A 17,044-nucleotide genomic window follows, 5' to 3' on the forward strand; every position below is an offset into this window, starting at 1 on the left:
CAGCGGAACCTCCGAGCCCCATACAACACCCAATAAAAAAGGCCTGCGTGAATGCAGGCCTTAGGATGAAGAAAAGGTTCAGGCTTTATTCACCGAGGAAACCGCCCGTTTGATGCGCCCATAATTGACTATAGATCCCATCACCTTGAATCAACTCGGCATGACTACCCTGTTCAATAATTTTTCCCTTATCTAATACAATGAGGCGATCCATCGCAGCGATGGTGGATAAACGGTGAGCAATGGCGATCACTGTTTTACCATGCATCAAGCGATTTAAACTGGTTTGGATCGCCGCTTCAACTTCCGAATCCAAGGCTGAAGTGGCTTCATCTAAGACTAAAACAGGAGCATCTTTTAATAATACTCGAGTGATTGCGATACGTTGACGTTGCCCACCGGAGAGTTTCACCCCTCGCTCACCGACATGAGCGTCATAACCGCAACGACCATCTTGATCACTCAAACCTAAAATGAATTCATGGGCTTTGGCTTGTTTAGCCGCAGCAATCATTTGCTCTTCACTGGCATCGGGACGACCATATAAAATATTGTCACGCACCGAACGATGCAATAGGGAAGTATCTTGCGTCACCATCCCAATTTGAGCCCGCAAGCTATCTTGAGTCACTTGACTAATATTTTGACCATCGATCTCGATTGAGCCGCCCTCAACATCATGAAAGCGCAATAATAAATTCACCAGAGTGGTTTTCCCTGCACCAGAACGCCCCACTAAACCAATCTTTTCGCCAGCCTTAATACGCAGATTGAGGTGTTCGATAACCCCACTTTTCTCACCATAATGAAAACGGATGTCACGATAATCAATCTGACCTTGATCCACCCGCAAAGGCTTAGCATCATGCTCATCAACCACCGTCTGTGGGCTTGTTAAGGTCGTCATCCCGTCGGCTACGGTGCCTATGTTTTCAAATAAAGAGCCTATTTCCCACATGATCCACTGAGCCATACCATTCAAGCGCAGCACCAAAGCAATAGAAATAGCAATTGCCCCTACCGAGATGTCACCTAACATCCATAAGTAAATAGACAGGGCCGCAATACTAAATGTAAGCAAATAATTTGACAGTTGCACACACACATTGAGCCCGGTCACCAAACGCATCTGTTGATGAACGGTTTGTAAAAATCCTTGCATGCCTTCTTGAGCGTAATCGGCCTCGCGTTGATTATGCGAAAATAACTTCACGGTTGCGATGTTGGTATAGCTATCCACAATTCGACCACTCATTAAAGAACGAGCATCCGCTTGTTCGGTCGACACTCGCTTTAATTTCGGCACAAAACGGAACTGAATTGCGATGTAAACCACCAGCCATAGCAGCATCGGCCAAATGAGGCGTATATCAGCCTGTGCCACCAACAGCACCATGGAAGTGAAATAGACCAATACATAAACCATTAAGTCGAGTAATTTCATCACCGTTTCACGTACCGACAAGGCCGTTTGCATGACTTTAGTCGCGACACGCCCAGCAAAATCGTTAGCAAAGAAGGAAACACTCTGCCGCAATAAATAGCGATGCGCCGACCAACGGATCGCCATCGGAAAATTACCGAGCAAAGCTTGGTGAATTAACAGCGAATCGAGTAGGGTAAGCAGTGGCATCACCACCAACAGCGTGATGCCCATCAGCCACAAGGTGGAAGATTCTTCACTTAATATCGTATTTGGATCTTTGCTGCCTAACCAATCAACCAACTGCCCCATAAAGCCAAATAAAGCAACTTCACAGATAGCGATCAATGCTGCGATGACGGCCATGCATAACAGCGGTACCATCATCCCCTGACAATAATGGAGACAAAACTGATATAAGCCCTTAGGGGGTTGCTCAGGCTCTTGCGTGGGGAAAGGCGCAGTTAAGCGCTCAAAAAAACCAAACATTTGAAATTCCTTGCGATAAAACCAGTGTTTCGAACGATCAACAAACCATTATACTTCACGAAATTTATTAAAAATTGTGCAACATTGAGCGCCATACCAAGACCATTCAGGCCTCAATGCCAGTTAACATAGTGATCCGTTTGAATACGCAGCGCTCATTCAGCCGCTTGCTGCAAACTATAGGGAGTAGAGGGTTCGGTAATCCCTAATAGGCTTTCCACTTGACGGATCTGCTGCAATGCCGCCGAATCCTTCCGATAACTAAGATATACCGGACGTAACCAAGGCTCTGAACATTCCACCAAATGAAGTTGCTGCGATTCGAGAAAAGGCTCAACCATCGATACTGGCAAATAACAGGCGCCACCTTTTTCTAAGATGAAATCCAAAGCAATTCGTCCCGTCGAGGTGCGCAAAAATGGCGGTGGCATTTTACTATGACGAAGCGCGTGCTCGGAAGCAAAACGGGTGCCCCAGTCAACATAAATATACGAGTTTTCTAGCGCTAATTGCTGAGTTTGGTGGCGAGTAGAAACAAATACAAGCTCTAAGTCGACAACTTTTTTACAGGCCAACTCTTCAGATTTTAAAGGGTCAACGCCCACCCCAATGTCTAGCGTTCGCTCGATTAAGGCGCGATGCATTTGTTCACGGCTTAAGGTCTCAGCACGAAAGGCATAACCGCTAAATGCTTCGGTCACCACACTCAAACAATGCTGCAAATAAGCATCCCAAACGTTAGGCGTGCCAGCAACGGTCAATTGAATGGCATGCGCTTTGGTGAGTAATAACTCAGCCTTCGCTTGCTCAAGAGTACGCACCATATTTTCAGCATAGGAGGTTAAACGTTCGCCAGAACTAGTCAACTTAATGGCATTCCGGTCACGAATAAATAACTGAGCGTCAAAGAAGCTCTCTAATTGCTTAATGCGTGCACTAACCGCCGCTTGAGTGATATATAAATTTTCTGCCGCTCGCCCAAAGTGCTTCTCTTTTGCCACTTCTAAAAACGTTCGAAATACTTTTACGTCCATTCTCTCACCCCTATAACAGCAGCAACGAGAGTAACAAACAATTTTTACGCTTACGACAAATAATATTTTTAACGTCGTCAAGAAAGAGGCTCAAAAAAACCACAAAAAACACCCGCAAAACTTCCACTGTAAAGTCTTCGTAAGGGTTTATCTGAAACTAACAGCGTAAACTAAACACCAAGCAGCAAAAAATTCAACACGCTTACTCTATTGCAGCACCTCTGATTGAAGCACCTCTGAACCTTGTCTACACTTTTAACTATAATCAAAAATATGGTTAGGCGTGTCATGTCACCAACAATCGGCTCCGAACAGATTATTCAGATTAATATGCGTCACGCCTTACTCGCAATTGCCAAAGCGCTCGATTTTGTCGGCGTCGATGACATGCATCATGGGCAACGCGTAGCCTATATGGCTTACGAGTGTGCAAAACGCATGACTTGGACCGAAGCAGAACAACAATTTACCTATTTCTCAGGTTTGATCCACGACTGTGGAGTCTCTTCCACTGAGCAGCATTTAGCACTACTTGACTTATTCCAACCCGAATCGACTGAAGTTCATTGTCTGCACGGATATCAAGCCTTGTTAAAGTGCCCGGTGATTCACCAATTCGCCAACGTTGTTCGCTATCATCATACTCCCTGGGAACAATTGGCAGCACTGAACATTGCTGAATTAGACAAACGAGTCGCAGCGCTAGTGTTTGTCGCCGACCGACTCGACTTCTTACGAGCGCAATACACCTTAGATATCGGTGAAGAACAAATTATTTTGCACGAAACCGCCATTGCCGAAATATTACAGAGTAATCGTGGTCGCCTGTTCCACCCGCAAATAGTGGACAGTATGTGTGAGCTCGTTGCTATCGATGGTTTTTGGTACAACATGAACATTAGTCACATTGAAAAAATGGGCTTAAGCTTTCAACAAGATCAACTCTATGACCAACAACTAAGTCTCCAAGAGGCCGCTGAGTTAGCGCGCTTCTTAGCCAGAATTGTTGATGCCAAAAGCCCTTTTACCTTTCAACATTCAGACAAAGTCGCGATATTAGCCCAGCAGTTGGCACTGGCATCTGGCATTTCGGCACGAACTGCCGAGATGATCTACATCGCAGGCTTATTACATGATGTTGGCAAACTGCGAACTCCTGATGGGCTATTACACAAATCCGCTTCTTTCAGCGAAGAAGAATACGCACAAATTAAACGTCACACCGTTGATACCAGTGAAATATTAGTTAACTTTTTTCCTAAGTCGCCGATTGGCGCATGGGCCTCAAATCATCATGAACGGCTCGATGGTTCTGGCTACCCTTTTCGAAAAACAGCCAATGATCTTGATATTCCTTCACGGGTCATAGCCATTGCTGACGTATTTCAAGCACTCACCCAACAACGCCCTTACCGAGATGCTCTCGATTTACAACAAGTGTTCAATATCATGGGGCCACTGGTGCAAACCGGAAAACTTGATAAAGACATCTATAATTTACTCCAGCAAAATGCTGAATTCTATTTTCAACTCTCGCAAAACAACCACCATGAGTCATTCAGTGAAATAAAAGCTAAGCACTTTTCTGCTTAAATATCACACACGGATAACAGCACCAACCCAGTAACTCTCATCCAGAATCTTTAAGGAGAAAATCATGCATGAAACCGCATATGAGACGAAGCAGGCTTGGAGTGAGGTTTTGGGAAAAAATCGACAAAACCGACAACAAACAATATTTATTCTAACGACAAAAACAATTCGTTTTCATATTCAACGAATACTCTCTACCTTGCCGCCAAGCTAACCGCAAGCGCCGATTAGTCTTTTTCGCATCACCAGGAGTCGTTGCAATGAATACTGAGTTTCGCTTTGGAAAAAAACGTTTCTACGATGACCAAAAATTTAAACGTGGTTTTAGTAAATCAGGCAATTTCACTTTATTAGAAGCGGAGTTATTGAGCCTTTATGGCGAAACCATGAAAGCGATAAATAATGGCGAATTACTTCCCGAAAACAATCAAGAGCAGCGCTTTCTTTTAGTTTGTAGCCAACAACTCGAAGCCAGCACTAAACTAGAAAAAGTTTGGCTTAAATATAAGACTTTAACTAATGCTCGACGCCGTTTCCATACGCTCCATAGCAGCCATGGCAACAAATCAAATCCGAGTGAAGATGAAATCTTCATTCATGACGAGTAGCCCAATAAAGCAAGATCTCAGCACTTTTATTCTAGGAACATAACAATGCGTATAGCCATTTTATCTCGTGGTGAAAACCTCTACTCAACTCGTCGCTTAAAAGAAGCAGGTGAGGCTCACGGTCACGAGATTGATATTATCGATACCCTACACTGCTACATGGATATTACCAGCAGTAATCCAACCGTGCGTTACATGGGTAAAGTATTACCCAGTTATGATGCGGTTATCCCTCGGATCGGCTCCTCAATTACTTTTTATGGTACGGCGGTCGTGCGTCAATTTGAAATGATGGGCACCTTTTGTGTCAACGAGTCGGTCGCGATTAGTCGTTCACGCGATAAACTGCGTTCGCTACAACTATTATCGCGGAAAGGCATTGGCTTGCCACGTACAGGGTTTGCCAACAAACCGGATAAAATTCAAGATGTGATTAAAAACGTCGGTGGCGCACCTTTAGTCATTAAGTTATTAGAGGGGACACAAGGTATTGGGGTGGTTTTGGCCGAAACCAATAAGGCAGCAGAAAGCGTCATTGAAGCTTTTATGGGCTTAAAAGCGAACATTTTAGTACAGGAGTTCATCAAGGAAGCGGGGGGGGCCGATATCCGTTGTTTAGTGGTAGGCGGTAAAGTGGTCGCGGCAATGAAACGTCAGGCTGCGGAAGGTGAGTTTCGCTCTAATTTGCATCGCGGAGGGGCCGCACAGTTAGTACGTTTAACCAAGGAAGAGCGCGCGACCGCCGTCAATGCAGCTAAAATCATGGGGCTGAATTTGTGTGGCGTTGATATTCTACAATCACATAATGGCCCTGTTGTAATGGAAGTCAATTCTTCCCCGGGTCTAGAAGGCATCGAAAATGCCACGGGTAAAGATGTGGCTGGCATGGTGTTCGAATTCATCGAAAAAAATGCCAAACCCTTTGCAACCAAAACCCGTGGTAAAGGCTAAGTCCGAGTACAAGAACCAAGCAAAGGCGAACCATGAAGATAGGTGGAATAGAAATTAAAGCTGGCGAACAAAAGCAAATAAAAATACCGGTAGCAAAATTATACACCGATACTGAGATTTCGATCCCGGTGCATATCACTCGAGCCCGCAAGGCTGGGCCAACAGTATTCATTAGCGCTGCGGTACATGGTGATGAGTTAAATGGTATTGAAATAATTCGCCGAGTAACACGTTCACCAAGCTTTAAGCTCACTAAGGGCTGTTTAATTGCAGTGCCAATGGTAAACATTTATGGGGTACTCAACCAAAGCCGTTATATGCCAGATCGACGCGACTTAAATCGTTGCTTCCCCGGCTCCCCTAAAGGCTCGCTTGCCGGAAGACTGGCCTACACCTTTTTGAATCAAATTGTAGAACATTGCGATTATGGTATCGATTTACATACTGGAGCAATTCATCGCTCCAACCTACCGCAAATTAGAGCAAACTTAGAGGATCCTGAGACCAAACTCTTAGCCGAGGCCTTTGCGGTTCCGGTTCTCATCAATGCGAACCTACGAGATGGTTCATTACGCGAAGCTGCGGTGAATAAAGGGACCAAAATTTTGCTTTATGAAGCAGGTGAAGCGCTACGCTTTGATGAGCTTTCAATCCAGACCGGGGTACGCGGAATCCTCAAGGTACTGTCGCATTTAGGGATGATCAAGAAACGTCGTAGTAAGAAAAAATTTGAACCTTATGTTGCCTATAGCAGTGCTTGGCTACGGGCTTCGGCCAGCGGGATTGTGAATGAATATACAAGGTTAGGCGATCACGTAGAAGCGGGGGATTTATTGGCGGATATTAATAGTCCGTTTGGTGAGTTAATTAATCAAGTGAAGGCGCAACGCTCTGGTATCGTGATCGGTAAACAAAATATTCCCTTGGTTCAAGAGGGAGATGCGATGTATCACCTGGCGCATTTTGGTGCTGAACAAGAAGAAGTTGCGGAAAACATTGGGGCGATGCAAGAGTCGATAAAACTTATCGAACCTGCTGCAAACATTGCGGAGAATAGCCAAGGATGAAGTCCTCTTCGAGCATAAATTTATTGACGAGTGAGCGAAGCCTATGAGCAAAATGATTATTGGTAACTTGGAAACTTGCCATTTGCCAGATTTAGGGATCCATGATTTACCGATCCGAGTGGATACAGGTGCACAAACCTCTTCCTTGCATGTGGATAATGTCGAGCGAATTAAGGTGAATGGGAAACCCCACATCAGTTTCGACTTACACCCAGACATCTATAACCTAAAACAAGTATGCCGCTGTACCGCGCCAATATTCGATACTCGACGGATCAAATCATCCAATGGCGTGGTGGAACAGCGCTATGTTATCCAAACCAATTTTCAACTGGGTGACTTAACTTGGCCAATAGAAATCACCCTTACCAACCGTCAAGACATGAGTTATTTGATGTTATTTGGCCGCCAAGGAATGGCAGATAAGGTCTTAGTCGACCCTTCACAAAGTTTTTTGGTCAACTCCATTAGTTAAACCTAAGCGAGCGAAGCAATATGCTAAGCTCGCTGTTCACTGATAGCTAAATACGCAGCAGATAGCGCAATAAGTTCAAGTAAATCTAATGAATTAAATTGAAATCAATAGAGTATTCGACGCGCTAAATATTGACCCTAAAATTTAAAAGGAAAGTCATATGACATCTGAGCCAATATTAAGCTCCAACCAGCAAGTTTTTGATGGTCATCATGACGAAGTACTAAGCGCAGTATTGCTGGCCATTGCCGAAAATGCTGAACAGGCCGATTTAAGTTTTGTTAGCCAATATGATAATGCGGTACTTGCCAATCTCATCGAATCCTTACCCGATGCTTACCGCCAGCAAATATGGCCCCTGGTCGACAACGAGCGCTACTGGGACATCTTACATCTACTACAATATGAAACCGTTAAACATCTTTTCGGCTATTTCTCAGCCGAGCATTTAGCCGAGTTACAGCGCCATATTAGCGAAACAGACATTGTTGAATGGGCCGATATTCTGCCAGAGCAGATGGTCGATGCCTATTTAGATCAACAAGATGAACTGACCACCAGCCAAATCCAGCATGCCCTGAGTTACGAAGAAGAGCAAATAGGGCGCTACCTCACACCGCATATCCTGCGAGCGAGGCCTAGCGCTACCGTTCAACGAATTAAGCAACGACTCAACACCAAAAGCGAGAAGCAAGTAGCCATCTATTTAGTTGATGCCAACGGGCAATTTCAGGGTGCCTGCAGTATGACCGACATCATCAACGCCGATGACACGACTCGGCTCAGTGAATTCGCTCAGGCTATCGAAGTATTTGACCACCAGCAGCTACTCGCCGATATTGCGCTTTCATTTAATGTCGTGGCTGGACATGCTTGGCACCCGATCCAAAAAGACGGCAAAATTATTGGTGCGATCCCACTGGCGGTGATCATCGAGTGGTTACAAGAGAAGAGCCTTGAGGTGGTCATCAACGATGCCCCCTCTGATGAAGAAGACTTATTCACCCCAGTGCCCACAGCGGCAAAAATGCGGGCAATTTGGCTAACCACTAACTTAGCCACCGCATTTTTAGCCTCTTGGGTCATCGGTTTATTTGAGGGTGCCTTACAACAGTTGGTCGCCTTAGCGATCTTAATGCCAGTGGTCGCCAGTATGGGCGGTATTGCTGGCAGCCAAACCTTAGCGGTGGCGCTACGCGGTATTGCTCTAAATCACTTACAGCAGAGTAACCTTAAGTTACTACTCAACAAGGAGCTCAAGATCGCAGTCTTTAACGGACTGATGCTCGGCTTAGTAATCGCAGCGGTTGTGAGTTATTGGTTTAATTCTTGGTCCTTGGGTTTAGTGATCTGCATTGCCATAGTATTAAATAGCCTCGCTGCCGCTGCCTCGGCAACCATGATCCCATTTATGCTCAAGAAAATGAAAATCGACCCGGCGGTTGCAGGTTCAGTGATCTTAACCACCGTGACTGATATCGTCGGTTTTGTCGCATTTTTGGGCCTCGCCTCGCTATTCTTAATCAACTAGTCATAGACTTGCCAAAGGAATACTCAATGATTAGAACCTGGTTATCAAACAAACAACTCAGCGCACATCCTGGCGATGAGAGCCAAATAACCTGCTGGTCGGCTGATCCCGACAGCTATATTTGGATCGATATTGACCTTGCCCACAGCAAACAAGTCGAAGCAGCCATGTTACTGGAGCAGTTTCAATGTCACCCCTTAACTATTGTGGATGCATTTCGCGAGCGACACCCACCTAAAATAGAAGTCTTCGATGATCAGATATTTATGATTTACCGCGGGATTGAACAGATCCTTGGTGAGCTCAAATTTGCTCATATGCAACTGGTCATATTAGTAGGTAAAAACTATTTGATTACCCTACACAAAGGACGCTCCCAAGGCATCGAATCATTACTAAAGGATAGCTTTAGCAAGGACTTACTGGCACCACTGAACTTAGCCTGTCGGATCATGCATACCGCCTCTGGCTTATACCTCAACCAATTACTCGAATTCGAGACCCAACTCAGCGAAGTAGAAGAACAGATTAGCGTTCACGGTGATGACCAACTACTTGCCGATATCACCCGCAAAAAAGCCAATATTGTGCGCCTCAGCAGAGTGTTCAATTACCATCTCAGCCTCAGCAGTAAATTACTACATCTTTGCCAACAAAATGCATTTCAGCAAATTGCCGTCGATCCACCGGTGATCCAAGACTTACAGGACCGTTTTGAACGCTTGCACAGCTTAAATCAAATGTACTACAACATTTGCGGCGATCTGGTCGATGGCTACCTATCCATTAGCTCGCACAAACTCAACAATACCATGCGCATGCTCACTTTAATTACCGCGATATTTGTGCCCTTAAGTTTTTTAGCTGGGATCTACGGAATGAATTTTGAATTCATTCCGGAATTGCATTATCGCAATGCTTATTTCATCTTACTTGGCACGATGTTAAGCATCGCTTTGTCCTTAATCGCTATATTTAAATGGAAGAAGTGGTTCTAAAAACAAAAAGCAGAGTCCTTTCACTCTGCTTTTTTATCGATTGACTTTGTTTCTCATACGCTCAAGTTTGGCTCAACTCAGCTCGATGAACACTTTTTCTAACAGCGACATAGCCAAATTATTATCATAATAAGCGGCTTCGTTAATAAACGCGGGATAAACCGTGGTGTCGCCTTGATAGAAAATATCTTCACCATCGAAACTACGGAAGATCGGATCTCCAGGCTTGATTGGTTTGAAATCTTGATCCTGAACATGGCTGTGCACCATGGCGACTCGCTCACCTTGTTCATTCAAGGGTAAACTAATGGTATCCAAATATTGGAAGGCTTCCACTTGCTGAGGTAGCACTGGCAAGCACTGTTGATTATACAACTCGACAAAGTCCAAAATATGCCCAGTCATGCTTTCCATTTGTTCCAATACATCTTGTCGTAGTACTGATTGCGGCTGTGGCCCAACCTCGATCAATACACCATACTTTCCGCAGCTTGCCAAAAACATGTGCTCGGCCATATCTTCCTCAACTTCATCGAGAAAAATCACCGCCTCAGGCATTTTCATTTTTACGTAAGCCGCTAAGTGATTATAGAAAGCGTTCTGCTCCAAGAGGATCAGACAAGGCCCCATATTGGAAGTGGTATTGTGTAAATCAATCACTAAGTCAGTTTTTGGTGCCGACTTTGGACCCAGCTGTTGGTGTAATACTTTGGCTCGAGACTGCTCATAATTACTCAGCTGAAAATCGGCTAAGTCTTTACAGGCAAACTGACGGTTAAGATCGACGTCAATATAACGTTGGTTTTCTGCATGGGCCTTCGGATTGGCAAACACGGTGCTCACCTCGAGGCTAGGGCGAGCCACCAACTGTGGCTGTTGCTGCCACTTGTTCAGCAGATAAATACCGCTAAATTCATTTCCGTGAGTACCACCAACAATGGCGACTTTAGTGAGCTTTGACAACTGCATTCTCCTTAAGCGCAAACTAATATAAGCAGCTGCGAGCTTAAAAGGAAAGTAACTCAAACTCAAGCTTGGCGACAGTTGACCTTCTGCCGCTTCACTGTCGTTTAGCGCGAATGATATTGATCGTTAATCCGCGATATCTTGTTTGCTCAAGCGGTAAGCCTTTGGCGTTAATTCTAAATCCTTTTTAAATACCGCATACATGTATTGCAGCGAAGGATAACCGCACAATTCGGCAATATCGCTGGTCGAAAGCTCAGTATTTCTCAGTAAACTCATCGCTTGACCTAACTTAGCATGATGGATTTCTTGATGAACCGAATGGCCAATATCATCTTTAAAACGGGTTTCTAAATTCGAACGAGATACCTTCACGTAATCCAAAACTTGATCCACCTTGATGCCCTTACAAGCGTTATGCCGAATAAAGTGCATCGCCTGGATCACAAAGGGGTCTTTTAAGGCTTTAAAATCCGTTGATTGCCGTTCGACTACCTGTTCTGGCCCCACCAACTGGCGTGTATGACTCAACTCTTGTCCTTGGAGTTGGCGATGTAACAACTTGGCAGCCTGAAAACCCATTTTGCGACAGCCCTGGGCCACCGAACTCAAAGATACGCGGCTCAAATAGCGAGTTAAATCTTCATCATCGATGCCAATCACCGACACCTTATCCGGTACAATAATCCCCAAATGATCACATACCTGCAACAAATGGCGGGCTCGTGCATCTGAAACCGCTAAGATCCCCACCGGTTTAGGAACCGACTGCAACCAATCGGCCAAACGATTCATGGCATATTGCCAAGACTCTGGTTGGGTATGTAAACCGCGATATAAAGCGCACTCATAACCATCGGCAGCCACTAATTGCTGAAATATCTGCTCCCGCTCGCTGGCCCAACGATTACTCGGGTCGGGCGGCATGCCATAGCAAGCAAAGTATTCCAAACCTTTAGCTTTTAAGTGTTCGTAGGCAGCGCTAACCAAGGCACGATTATCAGTGGCCACGTAAGGACACGCTGGGTACTGTTGCGGGTTATCATAAGAACTCCCCACCGCCACCACTGGCACCTGAATACCGCTTAAAGCTTGTTCGATTTGCGGGTCATCAAAATCCGCAATGATGCCATCCCCAACCCAATGTTGAAGTTTATCGATTCGGCAACGAAAGTCTTCCTCAAGGAAGATATCCCAGTCGCATTGCGAAGCCTGCAAATAGTCCCCGATGCCCTTAATAATTTGTCGGTCATATACCTTATTCGCGTTAAACAATAGAGTAATTTTGAAGCGCTTATCAAACATTCCGGTTCCCATAGAGCAATCGCAAATACATTAAATTTACTATCTAAAAAAAGCGGCCTAAACGCCACCACTATAAATTGTAATGTGACTGCGATCATCCATGGCACCAAGCAAACTGTGAACTTAAGCACGCAGCAGAAAAACGCTACCCAGCAAGCAGTTTTCGTAATTGAGGCCCGCTTAAAAATAACGGCAGGATCGAGAAGATGATTTACCCAAATACCAAGGTCAATTGAACTTGGCTAGTTATTTTTACAAGCGCGAGTTGTTTATTAAAATGAGTCAGACCCAATGCAGTGACGTCATCGACATCAATCATCAGACAACAAACAATAAATCAACCAGCGTTAAGACCCGCAGCGTCGACTCAAAGGTGTTACGCCTGCAGCTTTATCTTAAGGATTCAGGCGTATCGGCTTCGCGAACCAAACGGCAGACTGCTGACTGTAATTTAAAAGCGATTATTTTGAATAAACCGACCGTCAACGTTCCATCAGTTTTATTTAGCGGCAAAACGCATAAGGAAAAGCCATGTATATCGGAATTGATTTAGGTACCTCGGGAGTAAAGGTTGTTTTGCTTGGAGAACAAGGTGAGCTGTTAAGCCAAGCCAGCGCCAGTTTAGAAGTATCACGACCGCAAGCGCTTTGGTCTGAACAAGCCCCGCAAGACTGGTGGCAAGCGTGTCAGCAGGCTCTGGACAACTTAAGCCAGCAACACGATCTCGCAACCGTCAAAGCGATAGGCCTGAGTGGTCAAATGCATGGTGCCACCCTACTCGATAAAAACGCACAAGTATTACGACCAGCGATCCTATGGAACGATGGCCGTAGCGCTCGCCAATGTACTGCCATCGAACACAGCGTGGAAAATTCGCGAAGCATCGTTGGCAATCTAATGATGCCCGGCTTTACCGCACCCAAACTGCTTTGGGTGCGCCAACATGAACCGGAAATTTTTGCCCAAATCTATAAAGTTCTGCTACCCAAAGACTACCTCCGTTATTTACTTTCGGGCAACTTTGCCTCTGATATGTCCGATGCCGCAGGTACGATGTGGTTAGACGTGGCAAAACGAGATTGGAGTGATGTCATGCTGGCTGCAACTGGCTTAAACCGTAGCCAAATGCCAAAACTATTTGAAGGCTGTGAAATCACCGGCCAGTTAAAAGCTGAGTTGGCAGAACGCTGGGGCATGGGATCGGTCCCCTTAGTGGCTGGCGGGGGCGACAATGCCGCGGGAGCCATCGGAGTCGGGATCACTAAACCCGGCCAGGCCATGTTGTCGTTGGGCACCTCTGGAGTCTATTTCGCGGTGAGTGATGGTTATCTCAGTAATCCTGAGTCGGCGCTACATAGCTTCTGTCATGCTCTGCCCAATACTTGGCATAATATGTCGGTCATTTTAAGTGCCGCTTCCTGCCTTGATTGGGTTGTTAAACTCACCGGGCAAAGCGATGTCGCTAGTATGCTCGCCGCTGTAGAGGCAGCGCCACCCGTAGACAATAAGCTTATCTTCTTACCCTATCTCAGTGGCGAACGCACGCCTCACAACAACCCCGAGGCAAGCGGCGTATTCTTTGGGCTCACTCATAGTAGTGGCCCACTCGATCTTTGCCGCGCAGTCTTGGAAGGCGTAGCATTTGCCTTCGCCGACGGCTTAGACGCCCTGCATGCGACCGGATTAAAAGCCAATGACATCACCCTCATTGGTGGTGGTGCTCGCAGCCCTTATTGGCGGCAAATGCTGGCCGATATCCTCGGACAAAAACTTAGCTATCGCTTAGGGGGAGAGGTGGGGCCCGCCTTGGGTGCCGCTCGCTTGGCGCAATTGGGAGTGAGTCACAAGGCAGATTTAGATGTTATCTGCCCGGTTCCGGAATTAGTCGAAGTGCATCATGTAGATGCCAAACGACAAGCCTACTACGCCCAGCGACGCGAAACCTTTAAGGCCCTATACCAGCAGCTAAAACCCATATTTTAAAAGCTTGTAAATAACTGAGCACAAAATCTAAACCGAATGGCGAAAAACCATTTATCTGGCCCTTATTCGCCACGTGAACTAGCAACGATGATCGAATAGCTATGTACGACATGAAGCCATCGCCTGGTGATGGCTTCAGTTCCTGGTCATGCTAACCAGACCGAAAATAGCCAATAAAACTTGATATTGTCTTCGCTGCTTTAGCTATCGACCTTGAGAACAACATATAAGGTAAGCATAGATGGACATTTTCGCTGTTGTTTTCACTCCACGCGCTAAGCATATTTATTTCTTTAACAAATCGGCGCACCATGCTTAAGGAGTGTTTACCAAGACTTGATAGCCGACTTTTGTAGCAAAAAAAAATTCTGCAAATGTGAGCTGGGTCGAGGCAATGAAAATTCAGCATTTCTACGCGAAAAACAGTAATTGCACTCAACTGCCGATATGGCATTTTAATAAGGACAAAAGCTTCGCTTTGGTCTTCGAGCCTCAAGCAATCATGAGGAATCAAGGCCATTCTCAACTTAAGCTTGAATGACAAGGGTATATGCATCTTATGAGTTCTCTACTAAGCCAATTAAAACAATACACTACCGTTGTCGCCGATACCGGCGATTTAGAAACCATGCGTAAATTCTCCCCTGAAGACGCGACGACTAATCCTTCGCTGATTGTTAAAGCGCTTGGTTTAACAGAGTATTCGAGTTTACTAAAAGACGTTGCCACATGGGCAAAGACCCAAAGTGAACAACTCAATGAGCAGGTCAATCTGGCTGCAGATAAATTAGTCGTCACCATTGGTTGCAAAGTTCTAGAATTGGTTCCTGGCCGCATTTCTACAGAGGTTGATGCACGTTTATCTTTTGACACCGAAGCGACGATTAACAAGGCTCGTCGACTCATCGAATTGTATCAAGCCGCCGGCATCGATAAGCAACGAGTACTGATCAAAGTCGCCGCTACTTGGCAAGGGATCCGCGCAGCCGAAGTATTAGAAAAAGAAGGCATCAACTGTAATTTAACCTTGTTGTTTTCCTTTGCCCAGGCCCGAGCTTGTGCCGAAGCGGGAGTATTTTTAATCTCTCCCTTTGTCGGCCGTATCTTGGACTGGTACAAAGCCAAACAACCGGAAGCGGACTTCAGCGGCACAAGCGATCCTGGAGTGATCTCGGTCACCGAGATTTACAACTACTACAAACAGCACGGCTATTCGACCGTGGTGATGGGTGCCAGTTTTCGCAATACCAGTGAAATCCTTGAACTCGCGGGTTGTGACCGACTCACCATTGGCCCAGCCTTATTGGAAGAGTTGGCCCAGAGTGAAGCCAATCTCAGCCCTCGCTTAGTCGATAAAGGCGTCAGCGCCGTTCGCCCAGAGCCACTAAACGAAGCCGCGTTTTACTGGGGACATAACCAAGATGCAATGGCCACCGAGAAACTTGCCGAAGGGATCCGTACCTTCGCTCTTGATCAAGAAAAACTCGACAAGATGCTGATTGAAGCGCTTCAGGCTTAAGCCTTTGCAAGCAAATTAAAACCACAGGGCAATCAAACTTAGTAAGTTTGATTGCCCTGCCTCTATTCAATAAAAACGAAGCATCGCGTCCTATTTACAGAAAACAGAATAAAAACACTCACATTCTGTCTCCAAAGCCCATTCCAAATATTAACTCACGGTCTATACTCGTAGGCATAACCATCTAAAAAGGAATGCTAAGTGAGAGATATTTGGAAGCTGATATTCTGGCTAAGCATCAGCAGTCTGAATAATGTTCAAGCGCATGAGCTGCGCCTAATTTACCCCGACTTCCCTCCTTTTACTTATGCCAAGAGTGGAGAGCCAGCCGCGGGAAATTTTTTGCTCCATCAAATCATGAAAAAGCTCAAGCAACCTTATCATAGTCGTCAAGTACCTAACTATAAACGAGCACTTAACGATATCGAGAGAAACTTAGCCGACGGTTTTTTCTTTGCTTCGCAAAACCAAAAACGCGATCAAGTTGCCCAATTCTCCAAACCGCTATTAGTCAATAACTGGAGTTGGTTTTTCCGCCAAGAAAATTTTCTAGACCCACACTCTAAAGACTTTAAAGCGAAGGCCAAAATAGCTTCCCTTGAAGGAACCAACACCTTGACCTGGCTAAAAAACAACCACTACAAAGTGGTCGGCAAACAAAACGATGTAGTCAAGTTAGCCCAGTTACTCTTTGATTTAAAAAGAATTGATGCGGCTTTCTTGTCTGCAGAGGTATTTAAATATAAGGCCATTCACAGCAACATGCGCAATGGCCAGTACATCGAGGTCGTGCAGCGTTCCGCCCCCTTTGGGATCTATATTTCCAAAGCCTACATAGAGGAACACCCTCAATTTATGCCAAGGCTCAATCAAGCGATTGACCAAGTACAAAAACAATATTTGCCTAAAACCCACACCCTGTCAGAACTAAAACGCTAAAACGATCGCCAACAAACACACTACATCACTCGCTTGGTGCTACCGTATTACGCCAAACTCGATTACAATCGAAGCAAGCTTTAAGCTTGCTAAAGCTACATACTCATGACAGTAAGCACTTATTCTAAATACAATTTATGCTCACTATTACTGACATAGCTCA

At 45.4% G+C, this 17,044-nt stretch carries 16 protein-coding genes; 12 read left to right on the forward strand and 4 right to left on the reverse strand.

Annotated features, from left to right (window positions below; genetic code table 11):
- Positions 1 to 85: 85 nt before the first annotated feature.
- Both ACRRS1_RS20950 and ACRRS1_RS20955 read right to left on the reverse strand, forming a co-directional pair.
- Positions 86 to 1,912 carry an ABC transporter ATP-binding protein gene (locus ACRRS1_RS20950; RefSeq protein WP_432468794.1) on the reverse strand — a complete coding sequence of 609 codons (1,827 nt, stop codon included), beginning with the start codon at positions 1,910 to 1,912 and terminating at the stop codon, positions 86 to 88.
- Between the two features lie 155 nt (positions 1,913 to 2,067).
- Positions 2,068 to 2,946: a LysR family transcriptional regulator gene (locus tag ACRRS1_RS20955; protein WP_432468793.1), complete on the reverse strand. Its 879-nt coding sequence runs from the start codon at positions 2,944 to 2,946 to the stop codon at positions 2,068 to 2,070.
- Positions 2,947 to 3,234: 288 nt separating this feature from the next.
- On the opposite strand from ACRRS1_RS20955, the gene ACRRS1_RS20960 reads away from it, so the two are divergent.
- From ACRRS1_RS20960 to ACRRS1_RS20995, 8 genes are all read left to right on the forward strand, one after another.
- Positions 3,235 to 4,539: an HD domain-containing phosphohydrolase gene (locus ACRRS1_RS20960; RefSeq protein ID WP_432468792.1), complete on the forward strand. Its 1,305-nt coding sequence runs from the start codon at positions 3,235 to 3,237 to the stop codon at positions 4,537 to 4,539.
- Between the two features lie 64 nt (positions 4,540 to 4,603).
- A complete protein-coding gene (locus tag ACRRS1_RS20965) occupies positions 4,604 to 4,753 on the forward strand; it encodes a hypothetical protein (RefSeq protein ID WP_432460374.1) in 150 nt (49 codons plus the stop codon).
- A gap of 46 nt (positions 4,754 to 4,799) precedes the next feature.
- Complete coding sequence (gene maoP / locus ACRRS1_RS20970; protein ID WP_432468791.1) at positions 4,800 to 5,147, forward strand: DUF413 domain-containing protein; 348 nt, start codon at positions 4,800 to 4,802, stop codon at positions 5,145 to 5,147.
- A gap of 45 nt (positions 5,148 to 5,192) precedes the next feature.
- Positions 5,193 to 6,098 carry a 30S ribosomal protein S6--L-glutamate ligase gene (gene rimK / locus ACRRS1_RS20975; RefSeq protein ID WP_432455573.1) on the forward strand — a complete coding sequence of 302 codons (906 nt, stop codon included), beginning with the start codon at positions 5,193 to 5,195 and terminating at the stop codon, positions 6,096 to 6,098.
- Between the two features lie 32 nt (positions 6,099 to 6,130).
- On the forward strand, positions 6,131 to 7,165 hold the full coding sequence (locus ACRRS1_RS20980) for a succinylglutamate desuccinylase/aspartoacylase family protein (RefSeq protein ID WP_432463979.1): 1,035 nt from the start codon (positions 6,131 to 6,133) through the stop codon (positions 7,163 to 7,165).
- Between the two features lie 43 nt (positions 7,166 to 7,208).
- The gene (locus ACRRS1_RS20985; protein WP_432455571.1) at positions 7,209 to 7,640 is read left to right on the forward strand and encodes an ATP-dependent zinc protease family protein; all 432 of its coding nucleotides are present in this window, start codon (positions 7,209 to 7,211) and stop codon (positions 7,638 to 7,640) included.
- 160 nt (positions 7,641 to 7,800) lie between these two features.
- On the forward strand, positions 7,801 to 9,171 hold the full coding sequence (locus tag ACRRS1_RS20990; RefSeq protein ID WP_432455570.1) for a magnesium transporter: 1,371 nt from the start codon (positions 7,801 to 7,803) through the stop codon (positions 9,169 to 9,171).
- Positions 9,172 to 9,197: 26 nt separating this feature from the next.
- Positions 9,198 to 10,169, forward strand: a complete 972-nt coding sequence (locus ACRRS1_RS20995) for a magnesium transporter CorA family protein (RefSeq protein WP_432460378.1) — start codon at positions 9,198 to 9,200, stop codon at positions 10,167 to 10,169.
- A gap of 72 nt (positions 10,170 to 10,241) precedes the next feature.
- Here the strand turns inward: ACRRS1_RS20995 and ACRRS1_RS21000 are convergent, their stop codons facing one another.
- Complete coding sequence (locus ACRRS1_RS21000) at positions 10,242 to 11,132, reverse strand: aspartoacylase (protein WP_432460379.1); 891 nt, start codon at positions 11,130 to 11,132, stop codon at positions 10,242 to 10,244.
- 129 nt (positions 11,133 to 11,261) lie between these two features.
- A complete protein-coding gene (locus tag ACRRS1_RS21005) occupies positions 11,262 to 12,440 on the reverse strand; it encodes a XylR family transcriptional regulator (protein ID WP_432455567.1) in 1,179 nt (392 codons plus the stop codon).
- A 238-nt stretch (positions 12,441 to 12,678) separates the two neighbouring features.
- Here ACRRS1_RS21005 and ACRRS1_RS21010 point away from each other — a divergent pair, with 238 nt between their 5' ends.
- The 4 genes from ACRRS1_RS21010 (at position 12,679) to ACRRS1_RS21025 (ending at position 16,881) form a co-directional block, all read left to right on the forward strand.
- Positions 12,679 to 12,993: a hypothetical protein gene (locus ACRRS1_RS21010; RefSeq protein ID WP_432455566.1), complete on the forward strand. Its 315-nt coding sequence runs from the start codon at positions 12,679 to 12,681 to the stop codon at positions 12,991 to 12,993.
- Positions 12,972 to 14,423 (forward strand): xylulokinase, encoded by a 1,452-nt coding sequence (gene xylB / locus ACRRS1_RS21015; RefSeq protein ID WP_432455564.1) that lies wholly within the window; start codon positions 12,972 to 12,974, stop codon positions 14,421 to 14,423. The genes ACRRS1_RS21010 and xylB overlap by 22 nt, the downstream gene beginning before the upstream one ends.
- A gap of 559 nt (positions 14,424 to 14,982) precedes the next feature.
- Entirely contained in the window at positions 14,983 to 15,942 is a 960-nt protein-coding gene (gene tal, locus ACRRS1_RS21020) for a transaldolase (RefSeq protein ID WP_432455563.1), read from the forward strand.
- A 201-nt stretch (positions 15,943 to 16,143) separates the two neighbouring features.
- A complete protein-coding gene (locus tag ACRRS1_RS21025; RefSeq protein WP_432468790.1) occupies positions 16,144 to 16,881 on the forward strand; it encodes a substrate-binding periplasmic protein in 738 nt (245 codons plus the stop codon).
- The last annotated feature ends 163 nt before the right edge of the window (positions 16,882 to 17,044 follow it).

Source organism: Agarivorans sp. Z349TD_8 (assembly GCF_050870825.2).
In the GTDB taxonomy this organism is placed as follows: Bacteria; Pseudomonadota; Gammaproteobacteria; order Enterobacterales; family Celerinatantimonadaceae; genus Agarivorans.